Origin of the sequence: Microbacterium sp. MF43, assembly GCF_012847295.1 — a bacterium.
Classification (GTDB): Bacteria; Actinomycetota; Actinomycetes; order Actinomycetales; family Microbacteriaceae; genus Microbacterium.
The window spans coordinates 282,040-306,740 of the sequence record NZ_JABBDY010000002.1 but is presented as its reverse complement, the minus strand read 5'-3'; the positions used below and the strand labels follow the sequence as shown (position 1 = coordinate 306,740).

General features: G+C 70.5%; 22 protein-coding genes. 13 read left to right on the top strand and 9 right to left on the bottom strand.

Features of this window, described 5'->3' with window-relative positions:
• Positions 1 to 52 precede the first annotated feature (52 nt).
• From secA to HF323_RS05790, 3 genes are all read left to right on the top strand, one after another.
• Positions 53 to 2,878: a preprotein translocase subunit SecA gene (secA, locus tag HF323_RS05800; RefSeq protein ID WP_169581638.1), complete on the top strand. Its 2,826-nt coding sequence runs from the start codon at positions 53 to 55 to the stop codon at positions 2,876 to 2,878.
• A 78-nt stretch (positions 2,879 to 2,956) separates the two neighbouring features.
• Positions 2,957 to 4,180, top strand: coding sequence for a pyridoxal phosphate-dependent aminotransferase (locus HF323_RS05795; protein WP_169581637.1), 1,224 nt, complete (start codon positions 2,957 to 2,959; stop codon positions 4,178 to 4,180).
• Positions 4,181 to 4,244: 64 nt separating this feature from the next.
• A complete protein-coding gene (locus tag HF323_RS05790) occupies positions 4,245 to 4,598 on the top strand; it encodes a hypothetical protein (RefSeq protein WP_169581636.1) in 354 nt (117 codons plus the stop codon).
• Positions 4,599 to 4,625: 27 nt separating this feature from the next.
• Here the strand turns inward: HF323_RS05790 and HF323_RS05785 are convergent, their stop codons facing one another.
• Positions 4,626 to 5,066: an Rv3235 family protein gene (locus HF323_RS05785; protein ID WP_169581635.1), complete on the bottom strand. Its 441-nt coding sequence runs from the start codon at positions 5,064 to 5,066 to the stop codon at positions 4,626 to 4,628.
• A gap of 130 nt (positions 5,067 to 5,196) precedes the next feature.
• Between HF323_RS05785 and HF323_RS05780 the strand changes: the two genes are divergently transcribed.
• The gene (locus HF323_RS05780; protein WP_169581634.1) at positions 5,197 to 5,802 is read left to right on the top strand and encodes a hypothetical protein; all 606 of its coding nucleotides are present in this window, start codon (positions 5,197 to 5,199) and stop codon (positions 5,800 to 5,802) included.
• Position 5,803: 1 nt separating this feature from the next.
• Here the strand turns inward: HF323_RS05780 and HF323_RS05775 are convergent, their stop codons facing one another.
• On the bottom strand, positions 5,804 to 6,085 hold the full coding sequence (locus HF323_RS05775) for a helix-turn-helix domain-containing protein (protein ID WP_169581633.1): 282 nt from the start codon (positions 6,083 to 6,085) through the stop codon (positions 5,804 to 5,806).
• Positions 6,086 to 6,183: 98 nt separating this feature from the next.
• Here HF323_RS05775 and HF323_RS05770 point away from each other — a divergent pair, with 98 nt between their 5' ends.
• The 3 genes from HF323_RS05770 to HF323_RS05760 are packed head-to-tail and all read left to right on the top strand — an operon-like array spanning position 6,184 to position 9,599.
• On the top strand, positions 6,184 to 6,813 hold the full coding sequence (locus HF323_RS05770; RefSeq protein WP_169581632.1) for an SAF domain-containing protein: 630 nt from the start codon (positions 6,184 to 6,186) through the stop codon (positions 6,811 to 6,813).
• Positions 6,810 to 8,102: a P-loop NTPase gene (locus HF323_RS05765; RefSeq protein WP_169581631.1), complete on the top strand. Its 1,293-nt coding sequence runs from the start codon at positions 6,810 to 6,812 to the stop codon at positions 8,100 to 8,102. The genes HF323_RS05770 and HF323_RS05765 overlap by 4 nt, the downstream gene beginning before the upstream one ends.
• Positions 8,103 to 8,111: 9 nt before the next feature.
• A complete protein-coding gene (locus tag HF323_RS05760; RefSeq protein WP_169581630.1) occupies positions 8,112 to 9,599 on the top strand; it encodes a PAS domain-containing sensor histidine kinase in 1,488 nt (495 codons plus the stop codon).
• A 51-nt stretch (positions 9,600 to 9,650) separates the two neighbouring features.
• Here HF323_RS05760 and HF323_RS05755 read toward each other — a convergent pair whose 3' ends face one another.
• Complete coding sequence (locus HF323_RS05755; protein ID WP_018171995.1) at positions 9,651 to 9,899, bottom strand: WhiB family transcriptional regulator; 249 nt, start codon at positions 9,897 to 9,899, stop codon at positions 9,651 to 9,653.
• Positions 9,900 to 10,150: 251 nt separating this feature from the next.
• Between HF323_RS05755 and HF323_RS05750 the strand changes: the two genes are divergently transcribed.
• Complete coding sequence (locus HF323_RS05750; RefSeq protein WP_169581629.1) at positions 10,151 to 10,546, top strand: histidine kinase; 396 nt, start codon at positions 10,151 to 10,153, stop codon at positions 10,544 to 10,546.
• 23 nt (positions 10,547 to 10,569) lie between these two features.
• On the opposite strand, the gene bcp is transcribed toward HF323_RS05750, so the two are convergent.
• Genes bcp through aroA form a run of 3 tightly spaced genes read right to left on the bottom strand, consistent with a single transcriptional unit; the run spans position 10,570 to position 13,496 of the window.
• Entirely contained in the window at positions 10,570 to 11,043 is a 474-nt protein-coding gene (gene bcp, locus HF323_RS05745; RefSeq protein ID WP_169581628.1) for a thioredoxin-dependent thiol peroxidase, read from the bottom strand.
• 9 nt (positions 11,044 to 11,052) lie between these two features.
• Positions 11,053 to 12,126 carry a ribosome small subunit-dependent GTPase A gene (rsgA, locus tag HF323_RS05740; RefSeq protein WP_169581627.1) on the bottom strand — a complete coding sequence of 358 codons (1,074 nt, stop codon included), beginning with the start codon at positions 12,124 to 12,126 and terminating at the stop codon, positions 11,053 to 11,055.
• Positions 12,123 to 13,496 (bottom strand): 3-phosphoshikimate 1-carboxyvinyltransferase, encoded by a 1,374-nt coding sequence (gene aroA / locus HF323_RS05735; protein WP_169581626.1) that lies wholly within the window; start codon positions 13,494 to 13,496, stop codon positions 12,123 to 12,125. Before aroA ends, rsgA begins: the two co-directional genes overlap by 4 nt.
• Before the next feature lie 154 nt (positions 13,497 to 13,650).
• On the opposite strand from aroA, the gene HF323_RS05730 reads away from it, so the two are divergent.
• Both HF323_RS05730 and HF323_RS05725 read left to right on the top strand, forming a co-directional pair.
• Entirely contained in the window at positions 13,651 to 14,250 is a 600-nt protein-coding gene (locus tag HF323_RS05730) for a sigma-70 family RNA polymerase sigma factor (protein WP_223169241.1), read from the top strand.
• Positions 14,247 to 14,489 carry a zf-HC2 domain-containing protein gene (locus HF323_RS05725; protein WP_169581624.1) on the top strand — a complete coding sequence of 81 codons (243 nt, stop codon included), beginning with the start codon at positions 14,247 to 14,249 and terminating at the stop codon, positions 14,487 to 14,489. The genes HF323_RS05730 and HF323_RS05725 overlap by 4 nt, the downstream gene beginning before the upstream one ends.
• A gap of 9 nt (positions 14,490 to 14,498) precedes the next feature.
• On the opposite strand, the gene HF323_RS05720 is transcribed toward HF323_RS05725, so the two are convergent.
• A complete protein-coding gene (locus tag HF323_RS05720) occupies positions 14,499 to 15,404 on the bottom strand; it encodes a diacylglycerol kinase (RefSeq protein WP_169581623.1) in 906 nt (301 codons plus the stop codon).
• Positions 15,401 to 17,053: an FAD-binding oxidoreductase gene (locus HF323_RS05715; protein WP_169581622.1), complete on the bottom strand. Its 1,653-nt coding sequence runs from the start codon at positions 17,051 to 17,053 to the stop codon at positions 15,401 to 15,403. The genes HF323_RS05720 and HF323_RS05715 overlap by 4 nt, the downstream gene beginning before the upstream one ends.
• A 34-nt stretch (positions 17,054 to 17,087) precedes the next feature.
• Here HF323_RS05715 and HF323_RS05710 point away from each other — a divergent pair, with 34 nt between their 5' ends.
• The 3 genes from HF323_RS05710 (at position 17,088) to HF323_RS05700 (ending at position 20,746) form a co-directional block, all read left to right on the top strand.
• Complete coding sequence (locus HF323_RS05710) at positions 17,088 to 17,666, top strand: TetR/AcrR family transcriptional regulator (RefSeq protein ID WP_169581621.1); 579 nt, start codon at positions 17,088 to 17,090, stop codon at positions 17,664 to 17,666.
• Positions 17,663 to 19,216: a glycerol-3-phosphate dehydrogenase/oxidase gene (locus HF323_RS05705; RefSeq protein WP_169581620.1), complete on the top strand. Its 1,554-nt coding sequence runs from the start codon at positions 17,663 to 17,665 to the stop codon at positions 19,214 to 19,216. The genes HF323_RS05710 and HF323_RS05705 overlap by 4 nt, the downstream gene beginning before the upstream one ends.
• Positions 19,217 to 19,291: 75 nt before the next feature.
• Positions 19,292 to 20,746: an amino acid permease gene (locus tag HF323_RS05700; protein WP_169581619.1), complete on the top strand. Its 1,455-nt coding sequence runs from the start codon at positions 19,292 to 19,294 to the stop codon at positions 20,744 to 20,746.
• A gap of 67 nt (positions 20,747 to 20,813) precedes the next feature.
• Here HF323_RS05700 and HF323_RS05695 read toward each other — a convergent pair whose 3' ends face one another.
• The gene (locus HF323_RS05695) at positions 20,814 to 24,542 is read right to left on the bottom strand and encodes a multifunctional oxoglutarate decarboxylase/oxoglutarate dehydrogenase thiamine pyrophosphate-binding subunit/dihydrolipoyllysine-residue succinyltransferase subunit (protein WP_169581618.1); all 3,729 of its coding nucleotides are present in this window, start codon (positions 24,540 to 24,542) and stop codon (positions 20,814 to 20,816) included.
• Positions 24,543 to 24,701 lie beyond the last annotated feature (159 nt).

The window sequence follows — 24,701 nt, the reverse complement described above, 5'->3', positions numbered from 1 at the left end:
GCCCGGCGGCAGCGGCGCCGTTGGCGCCACACCCGACAGATGGAGACACTCCGTGGCCAACCCCCTCGAGAAACTGCTTCGCGCCGGCGAGGGTCGCATCCTCCGGCGGCTGCAGCAGGTCGTCAAGGCCGTCAACGCGCTCGAAGAGGACTACGCCCACCTCACCGACGAGGAACTGCGAGGCGAGACCGCCGAGTTGCGCGCACGCTTCGAGGCCGGAGCGACGCTCGACCAGCTGATGCCCGAGGCGTTCGCCGCCGTCCGCGAAGCGGGCAAGCGCACGCTCGGCCAGCGGGCGTATGACGTCCAGATCATGGGTGGCGCTGCTCTGCACCTCGGCAACATCGCCGAGATGAAGACCGGTGAGGGCAAGACGCTCACCGCCGCGTTCCCCGTCTACCTCAACGCGATCGCGGGCAAGGGCGTCCACGTCGTCACCGTCAACGACTTCCTCGCGTCCTACCAGGCCGAGCTCATGGGACGCATCTACCGCGCCCTGGGGATGACCACCGGCATCATCGTGGCCGGCCAGACGCCGGACGTGCGCCGCGAGCAGTACAACGCCGACATCACCTACGGAACGAACAACGAGTTCGGCTTCGACTACCTGCGCGACAACATGGCCTGGCGCAAGGAGGACCTCGTCCAGCGCGGTCACTTCTTCGCCATCGTCGACGAGGTCGACTCGATCCTCATCGACGAGGCGCGCACGCCGCTCATCATCTCGGGCCCCTCGTCGGGCGAGGCGAACCGCTGGTTCGTCGAGTTCGCCAAGATCGCCAAGACGCTCGAAGCGGGTGTCGACTACGAGGTCGACGAGAAGAAGCGCACCATCGGCGTGCTCGAGCCGGGCATCGAGAAGGTCGAGGACTACCTCGGCATCGACAACCTCTACGAGTCGGCGAACACTCCGCTCATCTCGTTCCTCAACAACTCCATCAAGGCGCTCGCCCTCTTCAAGCGCGACACCGACTACGTCGTGATGAACGACGAGGTCATGATCGTCGACGAGCACACGGGCCGAATCCTCGTCGGCCGTCGCTACAACGAGGGCATCCACCAGGCCATCGAGGCCAAGGAGGCGGTTCCGGTCAAGGCCGAGAACCAGACCCTCGCGACCGTCACGCTGCAGAACTACTTCCGCCTGTACGAGAAGCTCGCCGGCATGACCGGTACCGCCGAGACCGAGGCGGCCGAGTTCATGTCGACGTACCAGCTGGGAGTCGTGTCCATCCCGACGAACAAGCCGATGATCCGCAAGGATCAGCCCGACCTCGTCTACAAGAACGAGCAGGCGAAGTTCGCGCAGGTCGTCGAAGACATCGCCGAGCGGCACGCGGCGGGCCAGCCGGTGCTCGTCGGAACCGTGAGCGTGGAGAAGAGCGAGTACCTCTCGCGGCTGCTCGCCAAGAAGGGCATCAAGCACGAGGTCCTCAACGCGAAGAACCACGCGCGCGAGGCCGAGATCGTCGCCCGCGCCGGTCGCCTCGGCGCCGTCACCGTCGCGACCAACATGGCCGGTCGAGGCACCGACATCATGCTCGGCGGCAACGCCGAGTTCCTCGCCGTCCAGGAGATGAAGGCGAAGGGTCTCGACCCCGTCGAGACGCCGGACGAGTACGAGGCCGAGTGGGACGCCGTCTACGAGGCCGTCCGCGATCGTGTCGCCGGCGAGGCCTCCAAGGTCATCGAGGCCGGTGGGCTCTACGTGCTGGGCACCGAGCGCCACGAGTCGCGCCGCATCGACAACCAGCTTCGCGGTCGGTCGGGCCGTCAGGGCGACCCCGGCGAGAGCCGCTTCTACCTCTCGCTGACCGACGACCTCATGCGACTGTTCCAGTCGGGGGCCGCCGAGGCCATCCTCGCCCGGACCAACTTCCCCGACGACGTCGCGATCGAGTCCGGCATGGTGACGCGCGCGATCAAGTCGGCTCAGAGCCAGGTCGAGGCGCGCAACGCCGAGATCCGCAAGAACGTCCTGAAGTACGACGACGTGCTCAATCGTCAGCGCGAGGCGATCTACTCCGATCGCCGTCACATCCTCCAGGGTGACGACATCGCCGACCGCGTGCAGCACTTCATCGAGGACGCCATCAACGCCGTCATCGACGACCACACCGGTTCTGGCCACAACGAGAGCTGGGACTTCGACGCGCTCTGGACCGAGCTCAAGACCCTCTACCCCGTCGGTGTCACGATCGACGAGGTCGTCGCCGAAGGCGCCGGTCGCAAGGGCGGCATCACGGCCGAGGGCCTGAAGCGCGAGATCCTCTCCGACGCCCGGATCGCCTACGACAAGCGCGAGGAGACCCTCGGCACTCCCGCCACGCGCGAGCTGGAGCGGCGCGTCGTCCTCCAGGTGCTCGACCGCCGCTGGCGCGACCACCTCTACGAGATGGACTACCTCAAGGACGGCATCGGCCTCCGCGCGATGGCACAGCGCGACCCGCTCATCGAGTACCAGCGCGAGGGGTACCAGATGTTCCAGGCGATGATGGGGCAGATCAAGGAGGAGTCGGTCGGCTACCTCTACAACCTCGAGGTCGAGGTGCGCCGTCAGGGCGAGGGCGAGGCCGAAGTCGAGGCGAAGGGCCTCGGGGCGCAGCCGGTCGAGGGTCAGCGCCTCCAGTACTCGGCGGCCAACGACGCCGGCGAGGTCGAGGTGCGCAACGATCGCGGCCAGGTCCAGCAGGCCGCCACGAACCGCCTGCGTCAGGCCGCTGCCGCGGCCGCAGCATCCGGTCAGCCCGCCGCCGCTCCCGCGGCCGAGTCCCAGCGCGGGGCCTTCGGTCAGCGGACGGATGCCCCGGCCGCCGCGCCGCAGCAGGCGCCGCTCAACCGGGCGCAGCGCCGCGCCGCCGACCAGAAGAAGCGCTGACGCGTCCCCGGGCGGCTCAGCGCCGCCCGGGCCACGCGCGGTCGATTGGCATCGCTCCGGCCCGGATATCCTGGCCCGATGAGTCTCCGACCCCTCGATCAGTCCCGCAAGCTCAAGGATGTCCTCTACGAGATCCGCGGGCAGGCACTGGTCGAGGCCGATCGGCTCGAGAACGAGGGCCACACGATCCTGAAGCTGAACACCGGCAACCCCGCTGTGTTCGGGTTCGAAGCGCCGTTCCAGATCGTGCGCGACATGATCGAGGCCGTGCCCCATGCCCACGGCTACAGCGACAGCCGCGGCATCATGTCCGCGCGCCGCGCGGTGGTGTACCGCTACGAGGAGGACCCCGCCTTTCCCTCCTTCGGCCCCGAAGACGTCTACTTGGGCAACGGTGTGTCGGAGCTCATCACGATGGTGATGCAGGCGCTCCTCGATGAGGGCGACGAAGTGCTCATCCCGGCTCCGGACTACCCGCTGTGGACCGCGATGACGAGCCTCGGCGGGGGTACCCCGGTCCACTATCTGGCTGACGAGCAGAACGGCTGGCAGCCTGATCTCGACGACATCCGCGCGAAGGTCACGCCTCGCACCAAGGCGATCGTCGTGATCAATCCGAACAACCCCACCGGTGCGGTCTACTCGCGGGAGATCCTCGAGGGAATCGCCGACATCGCCCGGGAGAACTCCCTCCTCGTCCTCTCCGACGAGATCTACGATCGCATCCTGTTCGACGACGCCGCCCACATCCCGATGGCGTCCGTCGCCCCCGACCTGCTGGTGCTCACGTTCAACGGGCTGTCGAAGACCTACCGTGTGGCCGGGTACCGGTCGGGGTGGCTCGTCATCACCGGGCCGAAGGGCCACGCCTCCGGCTTCCTCGAGGGCATCACACTGCTCGCATCGACGCGCCTGTGTCCCAACGTCCCCGCGCAGCACGCGGTGCAGGCGGCGCTCTCGGGCGTCCAGTCGATCGACGCGCTCATCGCACCCACCGGGCGCCTCCACGAGCAGCGGGACGCCGCGTGGGAGGGTCTCGAAGCGATCCCCGGGGTCACCTGCGTGCGGCCGCAGGGCGCGCTCTACGCCTTCCCGCGCCTGGACCCGGAGGTCCACGAGATCCATGACGACGGCAGGCTCGTGTACGACTTCCTCGTGGCCGAGCACGTGCTGCTCGTGCAGGGGACCGGCTTCAACTGGCCGACCCCCGATCACCTCAGGATCGTGACGCTGCCCGAGGCGCGCGTCCTGACCGAGGCGATCGAGCGACTGGGGAACTTCCTGGCTTCCTACACGCAGTGAGAGGGATGCCGAGGCATCCGTCAACCGGGTCGCATGTGCGCGCACGTCGGCGTACCGTCGCGGCATGGCGATCGAACTGAACCGCCCGGCGCTGCAACAGGCGCGGGCGCTCATCCGCGAAGGCAAGGTCGTGCGCGATGAGCGCGACGCGTGGTCGGAGGCCGCGCCCACCGCCGATGAGGAGAACGCATTCATCGAGCGGGAAGGCTGGACGGAGTACGCCCATTGGCATCTGGGCGTGGACAGGTCGGCCGACCGTGAGACGAAACAGGCGTGGTCGTTCCCGATCGGCGACTTCCGAAGAGTCCACCGCGCCGGCGTCATCGCCGCAGAGAGTCGTGCCGGTCAGTTCGACCACGACGAGATCCGGGACGCATGCAAGGCGCTCCTCGACCTCATCGATGACGAGGGGAACTGAGCCCGGGGTCGAGGTGTGCCGACTCGGTCAGAGCAGTGCGAGAGATGTCGCCCGCCAGCGTCCGTCCATGCCTTCGAGCCGCAGAGCGACGGCCCGCGTGCGCGCCGGGCCCTTGACGATGACGACGGACTCGATCACGCCGTCGGCGGGCGACGACTGGTGGACCGAGAGGATCGAGTGGACGGGCCGCCGTGCGGGCACGCCGCGTGCACTCCTGGCCCGCGCCGCGAGGTTCGAACGGGTCACGAGCTTGCGGTAGGGATCCTCCGTCAGCCAGCGGGCGAGCTGGTCGACTTCGCGCACGCCCGCCAGGACCTCGAGCACGCCGCGGGTGATGTTGCGCAGGAACGGCTCGGGATCGGGGAGTGCGGTGGACGGCGTCCGCTGCGGCGCGAAGAACTCGGAGAGCTCCAGGGCGCCGCCGGGCGCACGGAAAGCGCGGGCAGTGCCCGCGGGCGTCGTTGCCATGGGTGCCTATCTCGACAGTGGGGGATGTCTTGTCGTCAGTAGAACACACGACGGGGGCGAAGAACGAACCGTGGTGGCGCGTTGTGGATAACTTGTGATGCTCTCGTGATGGTTGCCCTACTCTCGCTGGGTGCGCTGGGACCGTTTCTTCGATGACCTCGAGGATCAGCTCGCCTCGGAGTGGGAGGCGGAGCGCGCGGCGCTCGACACCGAGGCTGAGCGGCTTCGGCTTTCTCGCATGCCGCTCCGCGAGCGATTGATCCATCTCGTCGGCCGTGAGGACGGCGGGCCGGTCGTCGCGCTCGAGTTCGGCGATGGCTCCTCGGTGCGCGGCGCCGTCACGGGAGTCGGTGCGGACTGCGCGGCGGTGCGGCCTGTCGAGGGGCCTTCCGCGGCATTGGTCGTGCCGTTCTCAGCGATCGCCGGGCTGGGGCTGGCCTCGGAGGAGATGCTCCGCAGTGCGCGCCCGGCCGCGCAGCGTTCTGCTCTCGCGGACCGGCTCTCGTTCGGCTATGTGCTGCGCGATCTGGTGCGTCGTCGTGCCGGTGTCGCCGTCCATCTGCTGAACGGCCGCACCCTCACCGGCACGATCGATCGGGCCGGTTCTGATCACCTCGACCTCGCGCTGCACGATGCGGGCGCCGCGCGGCGGACCGATGCTGTGACCGGCTACCGGGTGCTGCCCTTCACCGCGGTCGCGTGGGTGCGGGTCGACGGTGCCGGATCGGTGCTGTGAGTCAGTCGCCGTGCCGTACGGGTCCGCTTCCCCACAGTTCGGGGAAGCTCGCGTTCTGCGCCTGACGCCACAACGCCGTGCGGCGTGCCTCTTCTGCCTGGTCGTCGAGGTACGTGGACACGCTGGACTCCTCCACACGCCATCGCGCAGGCGACCCGACTCGCATGCCCCGCAGCCGGCCTTCCAGGACCAGCGCCATGACCTCGTCGACCGACACGCCGAGCAGCTCGCCCACCTGGGCAGGCGCGAGCAGACGCGCGTCCGAAGTCGGGATCTCGGGCATGCCCCCATTATGGACCCGCCCCGGGAAGGGGGGACCGGCGCCGAACCGGCTGTGGATAAAGAATCAGCGGACTCGCGTCCCTGCGTCACCATGGTGGCATGACAGCCGTCGAGACCGCCCGCAGCCCGCGACGAGCCTTCTGGGGGGACGCACGATTCTTCCTCGGCATCCTGCTCATCGTCGCATCCATCGTCGGCGTCTGGCTGGTCGTGGCATCCGCCCGTCAGACGACTCCGACCTTCACCGCGGCCGAGACGATCGTCCCGGGGCAGGCCATCACGGCCGACGACCTGCGCGCCGTCGAGGTCGGGCTCGCACAGGTCGGCGCCGCGTATCTCGCCCCCGACTCGTGGGAGGAAGGTCTCGTCGCGACCCGCACGATCGAAGCGGGCGAGCTCGTCCCCGCCGACGCCGTCGCCGAGGCATCCGCGTCCAGGACCACGAGCCTGGTCGTCCACAGTCACGTCGACGTGCCGGCCTCGGTCGGCGCGGGAACGGTGGTGGAAGTGTGGGAGGCGCCGCTGGGCGAGGATGGGGACCACGGGGAACCGCGGATCCTCGTTCCTGACGCGACCGTCGTCTCGGTGGCGCGCGACGACTCGATGATGGGCGGGGGTGCGGCCTCGCTCGAGCTGGTCATCCCGCGCGCCGATGTCGCCGCGATGCTCGCCGCAATGGCCGACGAGTCTGCGCTCTCCGTCGTCCCGACGGCGGGCGGCGGATCGTGAGAATCCTCGTCGCGGTCGACGAGGCATCCGAGCTCGTCGAAGGCCTGCGCCGAGAGGGGCACGACGTCGTCGGTGCGTTCGCTGCCGGTGCGCTCGTCGCCGCGGCGTCGGACGTGCTCCCGCTGCCCGAATCGGAGACCGTGCTGCGCGCCGTCGCCGACGCCGACGCCGCCGTCCTCGACATTCGCCGCGACACCCTGACTGCCGGTGTCGTCGCACTGTGCGATCGCGCAGCAACACGCATCGTTCCGGTGTGCTCGGGCGACGCCGAGGTGCGGCTCGCCGCCGCGTTCGGCCTCGCACAGCCCCTGGTGGGCGAGGTCGACGCGTGGCAGCTGTCGGACGTCCTGGCCGCCGCACCGTTACGGCCGGATCCCCCGCACGCGCCACGGAGGGGAGCTGACTCCCCGGGAAGACGGGATCCCCGGATCATCGCCGTGTGGGGACCGGCCGGGGCCCCCGGACGGTCCACGGTGGCTATCGAGCTCGCGGTGGAGCTCGCGCGGGGCGGGCGCCACGTGGGCTTGGTCGACGCCGACTCGCACGCGCCGTCCATCGCACTCGCACTAGGGCTCCCCGATGAGGGACCGGGCTTCGCGGCCGCGTGCCGCCAGGCCGAGCTCGGCGGGCTCGATGCGCGAGAGCTGGCCCGCGTGAGCGTTCCGCTCGGCCACACAGGGGTCGACGTGCTCACCGGGCTGAATCGTCCGTCCCGATGGCCGGAGCTCAGCGAGACGCGCGTGCACCGGGCGCTCGCGGCATGCCGGGAATGGGCGGACTACGTCGTGGTGGACGTGGCCTCCTCGCTCGAACGCGACGAGGAGATCATGAGCGACCTCGACGCGCCTCGGCGCAACGGCGCGACGATCGGCGCACTGCGCTCCGCCGATCTGGTCGTCGCGGTCGCGGGCGCCGACCCGGTCGGCGTCGCGCGCTTCCTGCGCGCGCACTCCGAGCTGAGGGCGACGATCGGCGCGACGCCGATAGCCGTGCTGGCCAACCGGCTCCGACCCGGCGCCCTCGGTATCGATGCGCGCGGACAGGTGCGGCGCACGCTCGACCGCTTCGGCGGTATCGGCGACGTGTGGTTCCTCCCGCAGGACCCCCGCTCCGTCGATGCCGCGCTCCTCGCGGCGCAGCCCATCGCCGCCGTGGCGCCGAGGTCTCCGCTGACGTCTGCACTGCGGAGGTTCGTCGGCGAGGCGGTCGTCGGTGCACCGATCGCCGATCTCCCACGACGGCGGTCGCGCCATGCCGCGCGCACGGAGGCGGTCTCGGCCTCCGTCTAGGCTGAAAGCGTGTCGACCCTCAGCGATCTCGTGTACGCCCAGGGCCGTTCGAGCGCAGACGACGTGGAGTGGCTCCACCGCCTCGCGGGCGACGGCCAGCTCCTCGCCGACCTGGCTTTCGCCGACATCGTGCTGTGGGTGCCGACGTCCGACGATTCCTTCGTCGCCGTCGCGCACACGCGCCCGAGCGGGGCTGCCACGCTCTTCTACCGCGACATCGTCGGCGACCGCGTCCGCCCCCAGTGGCGAACCCAGGTCCGCGACGCCTTCCAGGCCGGCACGATCGTGGACTCGGCGTCGCCGGACTGGTTCGAGGAGACGCCCACGCGCGTGCGCGCGGTACCGGTCGTCCGCTCGCGCTCCGGCGAGCCGGCGCAGACGATCGCAGTGCTGACCCGGCACACGAACCTCGGCGAGGCGCGCACCCCCTCACGCCAGCAGATCACGTTCAACGACTGCGCCGACGAGCTCTTCGGAATGGTCGCGACCGGTGACTTCCCCGACATGTCGGCGCCCACCTCGCCCAGACGCGGGGCTCCCCGCGCATCCGACGGCCTCGTGCGGCTCGATGTGGACGGCATCACGACATTCGCGAGCCCGAACGCGCTGTCGGCCTTCAACCGGCTCGGTTTCGACGACGAACTGGAGGGGGAGTCGCTCGTCGAGGTGGTGACGCAGATCCTCCCGACCAAGCGCCAGTTCGACGAGTCCCTGCCGGTCGTCGTCACCGGGCGCGCGCCGTGGCGCGCTGACATCGAGGCGCGCGGCGTGACGGTGTCGCTGCGCACGATCCCCCTGCGGGACCACGGGAAGCGCATCGGCGCCATCGTCCTCTGCCGCGACGTGACCGAGATCCGTCACCAGGAGCAGGAGCTCATCACCAAGGACGCGACGATCCGCGAGATCCACCATCGCGTCAAGAACAACCTGCAGACGGTCGCGTCGCTTCTGCGCATCCAGGCACGGCGATCCCACACCGAGGAAGCCCGCGAGGCGCTGACCCAGGCGATGCGCCGCGTCTCGGCTATCGCCGTGGTGCACGACACGCTGTCGGAAGGTCTGGCCCAGAACGTCGACTTCGACGAGGTGTTCGCGCGCGTGCTCAAACTCGTCGCCGAAGTCGCGGCCGCTCCGAACACCCGCGCCAAGACCCACTCGACCGGACGATTCGGGACCCTCCCCAGCGAGTACGCCACCCCCCTCGCCCTCGCGCTCACCGAACTGGTCACCAACGCCGTCGAGCACGGGCTCGCGGGCCAGGAGGGGGACGTCGAGATCATCGCCGAGCGCACCGATGAGCAACTCGCCGTGCGGGTCCGCGACACCGGCTCAGGTCTGCCGGAGGGTCAGGTCGGACGCGGCCTCGGCACCCAGATCGTCCGCACGCTTATTCAGGGCGAACTCGGCGGCACGATCGACTGGCACACCATCATGGGCAGTGGCACCGAGGTGACCATCGAGATCCCGCTGCGCTACATCGAGCGCACGAAGGGATAGGGGAGAGGACAGTCGCGTCAACGCCGCTGCGCGGCATCGACCCGGGTCGCCTCAGGATGCGCGGCGGGCGCGAGCGGCGCGGCGCTTCAGGGCGCGACGCTCGTCTTCGGACAGGCCGCCCCAGACGCCGGAGTCCTGGCCGGTCTCGAGGGCGTACTGCAGACAGATCTCGGTGACGGTGCACCGGGCGCAGACCGACTTCGCCTTCTCGATCTGATCGACGGCCGGTCCGGTGTTCCCCACGGGGAAGAACAGTTCGGGGTCGACGGTCAGGCAGGCGGCCTTGTCGCGCCAGTCCATGGGGGTGCTCCTTGATAGCGGGGGTGATGTTGACGAAGGGCACGCGGATTCGGGTCCGGTACCCTGTGGGATGTGCGAGCGATGCTCGCCCCACGTCGCTGTGGGAGCACACGGCTTTACCAATCGTCCCATAGCGGTTTACCTAGATCAAGGGATGCGGCGCAGGTTTCTGTGCAAGTTGCTGAGTATTCCCTTTGTGACATAGAGGGTTCGCACAATCCGACCCCCTCCGACCGGAAAGATGACCAGGCATGCGCAGTAACCCCGTCGGCCGCGTCGCGTCGGCGCTCGTGGGCGTCGAGGGCGCCGGTCTCGTCGCACTGGCGGTGTGGCAGGTCCTCGCTGTCGTCGGAGGCGACACGGCCTCGATCGACAGCGCGATCGCGTTGATCGTGCTGACGGCGGTGGGCGCGGCGGCGGTGATCGCCTTCGCGGTCGCGATCTGGCGCGGCCGGTCGTGGGGTCGCTCCGGGGCGATCGTGGCACAGCTGCTGATCCTCGCGGTGGCGCTCGGCGCGGCGACCGGATCCTACGCCGCCCCTTCCCTCGCGCTCATCCTCGCGGTGCCCGCGATCGTCGTCCTGGTGCTGCTCGTGCTCGCGGTGCGCGAAGCCGGACGCGACTCGCGGGACGAGGCATCCGCCTGATCCCCTCTCCGAGCCGCTGAGGGCTACGCGGCGAGGCCCACGAGCGCGCGCACGCGGGCGACGTGGCCGGTCGCCTTCACGTTGTACAGCGCGTGCTCGATGCGTCCTTCGGGGTCGATGACGAATGTGGAGCGGATGACACCCATCACCGTCTTCCCGTAGTTCATCTTCTCGCCCCACGCACCGTACGCGTCATGGACGGCGTGATCGGGATCGCTCAGCAGGTCATAGGTCAGGGCGTCCCGCTCGCGGAATCGGCGCAGCTTCTCGGGCTCGTCCCGCGAGATGCCGAGCACCATGTAACCGGCCGCCTGAAGCGGCGCGAGGCTGTCGCGGAAGTCGCACGCCTCGGTCGTGCAGCCCGGCGTCATCGCCTCGGGATAGAAGAAGAGGATGACCCTGCCGCCGCGTAGAGAGGCCAGGGAGACGGTCCGCTCGTCCTGGTCGACGAGCGTGAAATCGGGGGCGGGGCTTCCGGGTTCGAGGCGCGTGGTCACTCCCTCAGCCTAGGCGCCCTCTCGGGAGCCCGCACTCGGATCACGCTTCGCGAACGTCTCGAGGAGGCGCTGCAGCGAGTCGAGTCGTGCCGCACCGCCGGGTCCGAGCCGGCCCTCGCCGACCGCTTCCGCGATCGCGCAGTCCGGGGCGTCGGGCAGGTGCGTGCAGCCGCGCGGGCAGTTCTGCGCGAGCTCATCGAGGTCGGTGAAGGCCCGCAGGATATTGGCCGGGTCGACGTGTCCCAGGCCGAACGACCGCACTCCGGGGGTGTCGATGACCCACCCGTTGCCCTCCGCTCCCGCATAGCGCAGCGAGACGGTCGAGCTCGACGTGTGCCTGCCGCGCCCGGTCACGACGTTGACGTGCCCCGTCGCGCGCTTCGCCTCGGGCACGAGCGCATTGACGAGGGTGGACTTGCCGACGCCGGAGTGACCGACGAAGACGGTCGAGTGGCCGACGAGCGCGGCTCCGATGCGCTCGAGCGGCATCTCCTCGCGTCCGCTGGTGAACACGTCGAGGTCGAGTCCGTCGAAGTGCGAGAGGAACTCCGCAGGGTCGGCGAGGTCGGTCTTCGTCACGACCAGCAGGGGACGGATGCCCGCATCCAGCGCCGCCACGAGGTATCGGTCCACCAACCGCGCACGCGGCTCGGGGTCGGCAGCGGCGACGACGACGAGCATCTGGTCGGCGTTCGCCACGATGACGCGCTCCACCTGATCGGTGTCATCTGCGCTGCGGCGCAGCAGCGAGGTGCGCTCCTCGATGCCCACGATCCGCGACAGGGTGCCATCCGTGCCGGTCGTGTCGCCGACGACGCGAGCGCGGTCGCCCGTGACGATCGGGGTCTTGCGCAGCTCGCGGGCGCGGACGGCGAGGATCGTGCGCTCGTCGGCACCGTCTTCGTCGACGAGGACGGTGTATCGACCCCGGTCCACGCCGAGAACGCGGGCGATTCGGGCGTCGGAGTGCGCCGGGCGCCGCTTCGTGCGGGGCCGATTCGCCTTCGGGTTGGGACGGACGCGAACGTCGGCCTCGTCGAACTCGGGTTCGTCGTCCTCGTCGAGATCGTCGAGCCAGCTCACGATGCCCGCATCGTCTCCGCGGGCCGGGCGGCGGGGTTCTCGCCGTCTTCGAGCATCGCCTGCCAGAGCTCGGGGAACTGCGGCATGGTCTTGGCTGTGGTGCCGATGTCGTCCACCTCGACCCCCGGAACCGCGAGGCCGATCAGCGCGCCGGTCGTTGCCATGCGGTGATCGTGGTGGGCGTGCCATGTGCCACCGTGAAGCGGGCGGGGCACGATGCGGATGCCGTCGGGGAGCTCGTCGGCTTCGCCGCCGAGCGCGCGCAGTTCGCCGACGAGGGCCGCGATGCGATCGGTCTCGTGCCCGCGGATGTGCCCGATGCCGTGGAGTGTCGACGGCGAGTCGGCGAACGCCGCCAGGGCGAAGATCGTGGGGGTGAGCTCACCGGCAGCGGAGAGGTCGAGATCGACGCCCTGGATGCCAGGACCTGCGGTGACGGTCAGCGCCCCACCGCGTCGCTGCACCTTGGCGCCCATCAGCGCGAGGATGTCGGTGAGCATGGCGCCCGGCTGAGTGGAGTGAGCCGGCCACCCGGTGACCGAGACGGAGCCGCCGGCGACCATCGCCGCGGCGAGGAACGGGGCGGCGTTGGAGAGGTCGGGCTCGATCGCGACGTCTTTGCCGCGCAGGGGACCCGCCGGCACGATCCACTCGCCCGTCCCGGGCCTCTCCACGTGGACGCCGCGGTGTGCGAGGGCCTCGATCGTCATGTCGATGTGCGGGATGCTCGGCAGACGCTCGCCGGCATGGTGGAGATGCAGGCCGACGTCGAGGCGCGGTGCCGCCAAGAGGAGTCCGGAGACGAACTGGCTCGAGGCGCTCGCGTCGATCGTGACTTCGCCACCGCGGGCATGACCGTGGCCTCGCACGATGAAGGGGAGCGACCAGTGGCCGCCGTCGTCGATGTCGACGCCGACGTCGCGCAGCGCCGTGATCATGGCACCCATCGGGCGGTGCAGCGCGCTCTCGTGCGCCGTGAGGGTGACGTCGCCGCGCGCGAAGCCTGCGAGGGCGGCGATGAAGCGCATGACCGTTCCGGCCTGACCGCAGTCGACCTCGGTGTCGCCGCGAAGGGGCCACACCGGCGTGACGACGATGTCGTCGCCGAACCTTCCGGCCCCCGGCTCGAACTCGATCTTGACCCCGAGGGTGCGCAGCGCATCGACCATGCGGGCGGAGTCGTCGGAGTGCAGGGGCGAGATGAGGCGGCTCGGCCCATCTGCCAGGGCGGCGAGGACGAGCTCGCGGTTGGTGAGCGACTTGGAACCCGGGACGGTCACGGTCGCGTGCAACGGAGCGTCGGCGACGGGCGCGCGCCAGGGGCCGCGCTCGTCCGGCGCGGGGCTGAGGGAATAGCCGCTGCCTGTCATCGGGTTCTACCCTACTGAACCCCGCCCCCACGGGCCGGGCGACTTGACACGGAAGCGGAGCCGGATGATCGCCACCCTTGACCGCATCGACAACGAAGCGGCGCTGGACGACCTCTCGGATGAAGCAGAGGCGCCCGCCGTAGACTGGCGCGTGATGAGCGACTCGATCGACCAGGTCCAAGACGCGCGCACGCAGTTCGAAGAGCAGGCGCTGCCCTTCATGGACCAGCTGTACGCCGCCGCGATGCGCATGACCCGCAACCCCGCAGACGCGGCCGACCTCGTGCAGGAGACCTTCGTGAAGGCCTTCGCGTCGTGGAAGACCTTCACGCAGGGCACCAACCTGAAGGCATGGCTCTACCGCATCCTGACGAACACGTACATCAACACGTACCGGAAGAAGCAGCGCGAGCCCTATCAGGGCACGATCGACGACCTCGAGGACTGGCAGCTCGGTGGTGCGGAGTCGACGACAGCGACGAGTACGCGGTCGGCTGAGGCCGAGGCGATCGACCACATGCCGGCGTCCGCGGTGAAGGACGCCCTGCAGTCCATTCCCGAGGACTTCCGGCTGGCGGTGTACCTCGCCGACGTCGAGGGATTCGCCTACCAGGAGATCGCCGACATCATGAAGACCCCCATCGGCACGGTCATGAGCCGTCTGCACCGTGGCAGGCGAATGCTTCGTGAACTGCTGGCCGACTACGCGAAGGAACGCGGCATCGAGACTGCCGCCACGAGGAGCACGAAATGACCGATTGCGGCTGTGAGAAGGCGCGACGCGACCTCGAGGAGTACTTGCGCAACGAGGTGTGCAAGACGCAGCACACCGACATCGCCGAGCACCTCGAGAACTGCGCCGGCTGCCGTGACGAGGCGCTCGTCGCGCGGACCCTCACCGAGGTGGTCGCGCGCGCGTGCAAGGAGACCGCTCCCGAGGAGCTGCGCGACCAGGTCCTGGCCAAGCTGCGCGCCGTGCAGGCGACGCACTGACCCGACGGGTCAGCCCGCCGGCGCGAACACCGTCAGAGCGCCCGGCGCGACGTCGATCTCCAGAGGCAGGGCGCCGATGGGGTCGCCGTCGGCGTAACCCGTGACGCCGGGAGCCACCAGTCGTACCCGGCGAATCCGATGCATCGACACCTCGGGCACGGTGCCGTGCGTGCCGGCGTAGACGCGCGGCAGGAGACGCAGGAGGCGCGCTCGACCTGCGGGTGTCACGAGGACGAGGTCGAGCAGGCCGTCAGCCGGGTCGGCCTCCGGGCAGATCGGGATGCCGCCGCCATACGTCCGGCCGTTGCCGACGGTGGCCATCACGAGCTCGCCGCTCCGCCGTTCCACCGACCCGTCGGCCTTCTCGTACTCGACGTCGTAGGGCGTTCCCGCGAGGGTGAGGAACTCGAGCAGGATCGCGATGTTGTAGCGCGACCCTCCCCGCGGCCACGTCATCGCGTTGGCGCGGTCGTTGACCTTGGAGTCGAAGCCGCTCGCGAGCACCGTGGTGAAGAATTCGCGGGATCCGTCGTCGCGGGTCACGCGCGCCAGGTCGACGCGCCGGGTGAACCCCGCCGCGATCGCGTCGGCGGCTGCCGAGGCATCCAGTTCCCGAAGTCCGAGGGTCGCCGCGAAGTCGTTGCCGGTGCCACCGGGGATGATGCCGAGGGGGATGCCCGTGCCCGCGACCTCCTGGACGGCGAGGCGGACGGTGCCGTCGCCCCCGGCCACCGCCACCGCATCGACGCCCGCGGCGATCGCGGCGCGCAGGAGCTCGCCGGACTCCGCGGCGCTCCCGCCGCTGATGAGCGCCGTCTGGACGCCATGCGATCGCAGGCGCTCCGCCGCGTGCGTCGCGGCGCCCGTGTGCACGCCCGCCCGTGCGGCCGGGTTGATGAGGAGCGCGACCCTCACGCGCGGTCCTCGGCATCCGCGATCGCGATGAGGGCGCCGGGGTTCATGATTCCGGTGGGGTCGAGGGCCGCCTTGACCGCGCGCAGCACCGTCACCCCGACCGGGCCGATCTCGCGTTCGAGGTAGGGGCGGTGATCGCGTCCGACGGCGTGGTGGTGGGTGATCGTGCCGCCGGCTTCGAGGATCGCCCGGGACGCGGCATCCTTCGCCCCCTCCCACTGCGGCAGCGGCGCGTCGGTGAGCGCGGCGACCACGGTGAAGTACAGCGAGGCGCCCGCGGGGTACACGTGGGAGATGTGGCACATCACGATGGGCCTCGTGCCGCCGGCTCCCAGGGTGCGTGTCAGCGCGCCGGTCACCGCAGCCTTGAGCGCTGCCAGGTTCGACCACGTCGTGGCGGTCTCGAGCGTCTCGGCCAGGACGCCCGCGCCCATCAGCGTGTCGCGCAGGGCGGGGGAGGCGAAGCGGCCGCGCTCCCACGACCGGGCGGGGTCCTCGCCCCGCGACTTCGCGCCGTGCCGCCTGAACACCGCGTCGAGTGCGGCGCGAACGCCCTCGGCTTCCGCCATGTCGGCACCCTCGAACGTCGCGATCGCCAGGCACCCGCGCAGGCGTGCGAGGTGGCCTCCCATCGCCGCGTTGACGCGCGTCTCGGTCTCGTCGCTCAGCCGCAGGACGGTGGGACGGATGCCTCGCTGCGTCGCCTCCCGGACGGCCGCCGCGCCGGCGGCGAAGTCCGCGAACGACCACGATCCGTACGCGGTCGCCGCGGGGCGGGGGCGGATCCGCACGGTCACCTCGGTGAGGACGCCGAACGCCCCCTCAGATCCGAGCAGGAGCTGGCGCAGGTCGGGCCCGGCGGCGCTCGCCGGCGCGCGCCCGGTCGCCAGCTCGCCGATCGGCGTCGCGGCGCGCACGCTGTGGACCAGGTCGTCGAACCGCCCGTACCCCCGCGACGCCTGGCCGCTCGATCGGGTTGCGGCGTACCCGCCGATCGAGGCGTGCTCGAAGCTCTGCGGGAAGTGGCCGATCGTGTAGCCGCGTGCCCCCAGCAGCTCCTCCGCCTGCGGTCCGGTGGTTCCAGCGCCAAGGGTCGCCAGGAGCGACACCTCGTCGAGATCGAGGAGCGCAGCGGTACGGGCGAGATCCAGGGCGATCACGCATCGGTGGTCGCCCGGCTCCGGGTCGACACCGCCGACCACCGATGTGCCGCCGCCGAACGGCACGACGGCGATGCCGCGAGCCGCGCACACGCCGAGCAGGGCGGCGACGTCGTCGTGGTTCCCGGGCGAGACGACCGCGTCGGGCGCGGCTTGCGGCTCGTCGAGCCGTCGGCGCAGAAGGTCGGGTGTGCTCTTGCCGCCGAGGTGCAGCATGCGGACGGCGTCGTCGCGCGTCACCTGGCCGGCGCCGACCACCGCGGCGAGGGCTGCGATGTCGTCGTCGGCGAGCCGCGATGCGGTGAGGACGGGAGCCGGACGGCGGGGGATGGGATGGGCCTTGCCGGGCAGCACGGCGGCCAGGATCGCCTTCGCCCCGGGTGGCAGCGAGGCGGCGGTGGTGCCCCAGGCGTCCCAGTCGGAGCGGGCTCGAGGCGCGGGAACGGCGAGCGGTCGCCGGGGATCGTTCGCATGCGCCGTCGCCGTCATGGCGACAGTATGACACATTCTGTATGGTTGTCACATGGCTGACGGGGTGTCCGACACGGAGTCCGCGATCCTCGACGCGGCGCTCGCCGAGGTGCTCGACCACGGCATCCGGCGAACGACCGCCTCCGACATCGCCCGGCGCGGCGGCATGGCGCGGCAGACGCTGTACCGCTACTGGCCCGACGCGCAGTCCATCTTCGCCGCCCTCGTCACTCGTGAGCTGCTGGCCGTGCTCCCGGCGGCGGCTCCGCAGCCGGTCTCGCTGGGCGACCTCGTGGAGCTGCTCGTGGAGACGGCCGACCGGGTCCGCCGCATGCCTCTGGTCGACCGCCTGCGTGACACCGACCCGGAGCTCTTCGCCCGCTACATCCTCGACCGGCTCGGCACGAGCCAGCGTGCGATCCATGCCGAGACCGCACGGCGTCTCGAAGGCGGCCAGAGCGCTGGCGTCGTTCGCGGCGGCGACCCCGCTCAGCTCGCCGCGATGGTACTCCTGATCACGCAGTCGGCGGTGCAGTCGGCGCCGCTGGTCGCCGAGTGGCTCCCGGCGCCGGCATGGCGTGCAGAGCTTCGCGCGGCGCTGCACGGCTACCTCCGACCGGATCCGTCATGACGGCGCGCGTCGTGGGGGCGACCCCGCACTCGTCCGCCCTGAGCGCCGCCCGGCGGGTTCGCGAGCTCGAGGCGCTCGCCGACGGCCGCCCGGTCGACGTGCTCGTCATCGGAGGCGGCGTCACCGGAGCCGGGATCGCGCTCGATGCGGCGAGCCGGGGCATGCGCACGGTGCTCGTCGAGCGCCACGACCTCGCGCACGGCACGAGCCGCTGGAGCTCCAAGCTCGTGCACGGCGGGCTGCGCTACCTCGCGACCGGACAGCTGGGGATCGCGCACGAGAGCGCCGCCGAGCGGCACCTGCTGATGACGCGCATCGCGCCGCACCTCACGCGGGCGCTCGCGCAGGTGGTGCCGCTCTACGAGCCCGGGCACGTGGCGCGCGGAGCGTTCGTCGGGCTCGGGTACGGTCTGGGCGACGGCCTGCGCCGGGTGGTCGGCACGCCTGGCGCGGTGCTGGCACGCCCCTCCCCGATCGGCCCGGCCGAGACGCTGCGGCTCGTGCCGGCCGTCGCGCCCGAAGGGCTCCGCGGCGGCGTGCGCGGGTGGGACGGGCAGCTCTTCGATGACGCCCGTCTCGTCGTGGCGATCGCGCGGACGGCCGCCGGGTACGGGGCATCCGTCCTCACGCGTGTCGAAGCCGTATCGGCAACCGGCGACATCGCCGTCCTGCGCGACCGGCTGACCGGAACGGAGTTCACCGTTCGCGCACGCGCCGTCGTGAACGCGACCGGCGTCTGGGCGGGAGAGATCGACCCGGAGGTGAGGCTGCGGCCGAGCCGCGGCACGCACCTGGTCGTCTCCGCCGACCGGCTGGGCGGATCGGACGCGTCCCTGACGGTGCCGGTCCCGGGTTCGTCGAGCAGATTCGTCTTCACCGTCCCGGCCCCGCACGGCCGTGCGTACATCGGGCTGACCGATGTGCCGGCCGACGGGCCGCTGCCCGAGGTGGCGCAGGCGACGGACCCGGAGATCGAGACGCTGCTCGCGACGATGAACACCGTGCTGGCGCGCCCGCTCGGCCGTGAGGACGTGCTGGCGACGTTCGCAGGGCTGCGTCCGCTCCTGGCGGGATCGGACGACGACGAGACGAGCGATCTGTCGCGGCGCCACGCGATCATCGAGTCGCCGTCGGGAGTGCTCAGCGTGGTCGGAGGCAAGCTCACGACCTACCGTCGTATGGCGGAGGACGCCGTCGATGCCGTGATCTCGCGGCGCGTCGTCGGTGCCCCCCTCGCCTCGCGCACGCGGTCGATCCCGCTCGTCGGAGCGTGGCCGCGAGATCGCACGGGCGAGATCGCGGCGCCCGCGCGGCTGGTGCGCCGCTACGGAGCCGAGGCGCCGTTCGCGGCCGGTCTGCCCGCGGGTCCGGGTGCGGCGCGCGGGGTGACGGCTCAGGAGCTGGAGTGGGGCGTACGCGTCGAGGGCGCACTCAGCGTCGACGATCTCCTGGACCGCCGCGCGCGTCTGGGACTCGTCCCGGCCGACGCGGAGCAGTCGACGGATGCCGCCACCGCCGCGTTCGAGCGGGCGGGTGTCGACCCGATCTGAGTGTTGGCAGGAATCCTCGGTACGACGTCCGATAGCCGCGAGCGTCGCGTCCGACCCCCGCGCGAGACTGGGATCATGACCTCGCCCGCCGCTCGACCGCGCTCCCGCACGCCAGGCTTGGGCGTCATCCAGGGCACCGCCCTCTACATCGCCTCCGTGCTCGGGACCGGGCTGCTCGTGCTTCCCGGACTCGCGGCCGAGGCCGCCGGGCCGGCGAGCATCGTGGCGGTGCTGGCCGTCATCGGCCTGTCGGTCCCGCTCGCGGGCACCTTCGCGGTCCTCGCGGCGCGCTACCCCGACCCCGGTGGCGTGGCGAGCTACGTCCGGCGCGCTCTCGGCGGCACGGCGGCGCGCATGACCGGCTACTGGTTCATGTTCGGCGTGTGCGCCGGCGCACCGGTGGTCGCCGTGCTCGGTGCGGAGTACGTCACCGCGGTGGCCGGGATCGATCGGAGCATGGTCCCCGTCATCGCGCTCGCGATCCTCGTGCCGCCGTTCGCCGCCAACGTCTTCGGCGTCCGCGTCGCGGGATGGGTGCAGTTCGTGCTGACGGCGCTGCTGCTGACGGTCGTCGTGGGTGTGGTCGCTCTCGCGGCCCCCGCGGTCCAGCCCGCGAACTTCGCCCCGTTCCTTCCGAACGGATGGGGTGGAGTGGGCACCGCGATCAGCCTCTTCGTGTGGGCATTCGCCGGCTGGGAGGTCGGCACCCACATCTCCGGCGAGTTCCGCGATCCGCGTCGCGCCATCCCCGTCGGCACCGCGATCGCGCTCGTGGTGACGGGCGCCTGCTATCTCATCCTCCAGATCGTGACCGTGGGGGCTCTCGGTGGTACCGCGGGCGACGGCACGGTTCCGCTTCTCGAGCTCGCGCGGCTCGGCTCGACGGGATTCGGCGCGGTCGCGGTCGGAACGATCGCCGCCATCGTGGCGCTCGGCGTGATGAACGCATATCTCGCGGCGTTCGCGAAGCTCGGGGCATCCCTCGCCGCCAATCGCGACCTGCCCGCCTGGTTCTCCGCCGGCGCCGAGTCCGGCGGCGTGCCCCGTCGCGCCCTCGCCCTGACCGGCGTGGTCGTGCTCGTCTACTTCTCGCTCATGCTGTGGGGCGGGCTCGAACTGACGCCCTTCATCCTCGTGCACACGAGCAGCATGGTCGCGATCTACGCCGTCGGCATGGTGGCGGCCGTTCGCCTGCTCCGCCGCGGCACCTTCGGCTGGTGGATGGCGGTGGTGGCGGCCGTGCTGTGCGCAGGCATGCTCGTGCTCGCGATCGGCTCGCTGCTGCCGGCGGCAGCTCTCGCGGTCGCGGCGCTGGCCGTCACGCTCGTGCGTCGTGGCCGTCGGCGCATGGGTGCGACCCGTGAGAGCCGCGGTGAGCCGGCACCGGCAGGTGAGCCGGCACCGGCGGCCGAGGTGGCACCGGCGGGCGAGGTGGCACCGGCGAGCGAGGTGGCACCGGCGGCCGAGGTGGCACGGGCGGCCGAGGTGGCACCGGCGGCCGAGGTGGCGCGGGACTCCGTGCGGATCTGAGGGGCCTCGCCGCAGCGCATCGGCCCCGGGAGCAGGTGCTCCCAGGGCCGATGCGGCGGTGCGACGTCTAGAGCGTCAGCGCCTTCTTCATGATCTCGGCCTGCTCGGCGGCATGCACCTTCGGCGACCCGGTCGCCGTCGACGCGGCCGAGGCGCGCGAGATGCGGCGCACCGTGCGGCCGTGGAGGTGCTTGCTGATCTCGAGCGCGATGAACGGCCAGGCGCCCTGGTTCTCGGGCTCGTCCTGCACCCACACCAGCTCGGCGTTCGGGTACGCGTCGATCACCGCATTGAGCTCGGCAACCGGTGACGGGTAGTACTGCTCGAGGCGGACGAGGGCGATCTCGGGGTTCGGGTTCTTCTCGAGCTCGGCGCGGAGGTCCCAGTGGATCTTGCCCGCGTGAAGCAGCACGCGCTTGACCGCGCCCTTGTCGAGACCGCGGTCGTCGTCGAGGACCGGCTCGAACTTGCCCGACAGGAAGTCGTCGACCGGGCTCGTGGCGCCGCGCAGACGCAGCATCGCCTTGGGCGTGAAGACCACCAGCGGGCGACGCGGGCGTGCGTACGCCTGACGCCGCAGCAGGTGGAAGTACGACGCCGGGGTGGAGGGCCGCGCGACGGTCATGTTGTCCTGCGCGCACATTTGGAGATAGCGCTCGATGCGGGCGGACGAGTGGTCGGGCCCCTGTCCCTCGTAGCCGTGGGGAAGCAGCAGGACGACGCTCGACTGCTGGCCCCACTTCTGATCGGCCGAGGTGATGAACTCGTCCACGACGGACTGGGCGCCGTTGGCGAAGTCGCCGAACTGCGCCTCCCACAGCACGAGCGAGTCCGCCCGCTCGACGGAGTAGCCGTACTCGAACGCCATGGCGGCGTACTCGCTCAGGAGCGAGTCGTACACCCAGAAGCGCCCCTGGTCGTCGGACAGGTTGGCGAGCGGGATCCACTCCTGGCCGTTGGCACGGTCGTGGAGCACCGAGTGACGCTGGACGAAGGTGCCGCGGCGTGCGTCCTGGCCTGCCAGGCGCACGTTGGTCTTCTCGAGCAGGAGGGAGCCGAAGGCGAGGAGTTCGCCGAAGCCCCAGTCGATCGAGCCGTTGCGGCTCATGTCGAAGCGCTTGTCGAGCAGCTGCTGGAGCTTCGCGTGCACGGTGAAGCCCTCGGGCTTGTTCACGAACGCGTCGCCGATCTTCTGCACGACCTCGCGCGAGACGCCGGTCGTGTCGGGCTCGCCCACCGGGGACTCCTCGACCTCGGTCTCGGGCGTGACGATGGGCGACGAGCCGGTCTCGGCCGCGTGCGTCTCGGCGAAGGCGATCTCGAGGCGGCTCTGGAAGTCCTGCTTGGCCTTCTCGTACTCCTCCTCGGTGATGTCGCCGCGACCGACGAGCGCCTCGGTGTACAGGCGACGCACCGAGCGCTTCGCCTCGATGAGGTTCGTCATGAGCGGCTGCGTCATCGAGGGGTCGTCGCCCTCGTTGTGACCGCGACGGCGGTAGCAGACGAGGTCGATGACGACGTCCCGGTGGAAGCGCTCGCGGTACGCGAAGGCGACCTGGGCGACGCGCGTCACGGCCTCGGGATCGTCGCCGTTGACGTGCAGGACCGGGGCCTGGATCGACTTCGCCACGTCGGTGGCGTACACCGAGGTGCGCGCGTCGATCGGCGTCGTGGTGAAGCCGACCTGGTTGTTCACGATCACGTGCACCGTTCCGCCCGTGCGGTAGCCGCGCAGCTGCGACATCTGAAGGGTCTCGACGACCACGCCCTGGCCGGCGAACGCTGCGTCGCCGTGCACGAGGATCGGCAGCCACGAGAACGTGCCGATGGGCTTGCGGTCCTGCTTGGCTCGGACGATGCCCTCGAGGACGCCGTCGACCGTCTCCAGGTGCGAGGGGTTGGCGGCGAGGTAGACCGGGAGTTCTTCACCGTGGTCGGCGACGAACGTGCCCTCGGTGCCGAGGTGGTACTTCACGTCGCCTGAGCCGCTCTTCGAGCCGATCGCGACCGAGCCCTCGAATTCGCGGAACACCTGACCGTAGGTCTTGCCGGCGATGTTGGTCAGCACGTTCAGGCGGCCGCGGTGCGCCATGCCGATCGCGGCGCCGTCGAGGCCCGCCTCGGCCGCGCCCTGCAGGATCTCGTCGAGGAGCGGGATGAGCGACTCGCCGCCCTCGAGGCTGAAGCGCTTCTGGCCGACGTACTTGGTCTGGAGGAACGTCTCGAACGCCTCGGCCTGGTTGAGCTTGTCGAGGATCCGCAGCTGCTCGGCGTGCCCCGGCTTCTGGTACTTGACCTCGACGTTCTCCTGGAACCACTTGCGCTGCTCGGGGTCCTGGATGTGCATGTACTCCAGGCCGATCGTGCGGCAGTACGAGTCACGCAGCACGCCGAGGATGTCGCGCAGCTTCATCGTGCGCTTGCCGCCGAAGCCGCCCGTCACGAACTCGCGGTCGAGATCCCAGAACGTGAGCCCGTGCTGTTCGATCTCGAGGTCGGGGTGCGTCCGCTGCACGTACTCCAGCGGGTCGATGTCGGCCATCAGGTGACCGCGGACGCGGAAGGAGTTGATGAGCTCCTGCACGCGAGCCTGCTTGTCCACCCGCTCGGCGAGGTCGACGTTGATGTCGGCGGCCCAGTGGATCGGCGCGTAGGGGATGCGCAGCGCCGCGAAGATGTCGTCGTAGAAATTGCGCTGCCCGATGAGGAGCTCGTGCACCTTCTTGAGGAACTCGCCCGAGCCGGCGCCCTGGATGACGCGGTGGTCGTAAGTGCTCGTGAGGGTGATGGTCTTGCCGATCGCCATCTCGTTGAGCGTCTTCTCGCTCGCGCCCTGGAACTCGGCCGGGTACTCGAGCGCGCCGGCGCCGACGATGCAGCCCTGGCCCTTCATGAGGCGCGGGACCGAGTGCACGGTGCCGATGCCGCCCGGGTTGGTCAGCGAGATCGTCGTGCCCTGGAAGTCGGCGGCCGTCAGCTTGTTGTTGCGCGCCCTCGTGACCAGGTCCTCATAGGTGGTGAGGTACTCGCCGAACGTGAGCTGGTCGGCGCGCTTGATGCTCGGGACGAGCAGTGCGCGCGTGCCGTCGGGCTTGGGGAGGTCGATCGCGATGCCGAGGTTGATGTGGGCGGGAGCCACGACGGACGGCTTGCCGTCGATCTCGGCGTAGAAGACGTTCTGGCTCGGGAACTCCTTCAGCGCCCGGATGATCGCCCAGCCGATGAGATGCGTGAAGCTCACCTTGCCGCCGCGTGTGCGCGCCATGTGGTTGTTGATCACGATCCGGTTGTCGATCATGAGCTTGGCCGGCACGGTCCGCACGCTGGTCGCGGTGGGGACGGTGAGCGACTCGTCCATGTTGGCGGCGAGCGTCTTGGGCATGCCGCGCAGGACCGTCACCTGGTCTTCCGCGCTCTCGGTGGCCTCGGACGGCGTGACCTTGGGTGCCTGCGCGGGGATCGGCTGCGGGGCTGCGGGGCGCGCGGTGGTGCGCGCGACCGGCTGAGCGCCGATCACCGGGACGGGAGCGGTCACCGGGCGCGGCTCCGCGGCAGCGGGCGCCGTCGCGGGGGGCGCTGCTCCCTCGGAGACCTGCTGGGTCGGCGCGGCGGGAGCGGCGTCGCTCGGGCCGGCCTTCTCGTCGACGGGGTGGTAGGCCTCGAGGACGGGCCACCAGGCCTTGTCCACGGAGTTCCTGTCGATCTTGAACTGCTCGTACAGCTCGTCGACGAGCCATTCGTTGGCTCCGAACTCTCCTTCGTTCGAAACCCCGAGGCCCGTCACCTGGCTCGACACGCTGGATCGCCTGCTTTCATCGGTGAAGATCTGAGAAGCGCGACACGCCCGGGGGCTGCTCGCACGACTGCTAAGCCTAACCCAGTCTCGGTCGCCGGTTCGGGGCGTGAGCGGTCACCACATGAAAGAACGCGCATCATCGTCCGTACAGGGAATGTC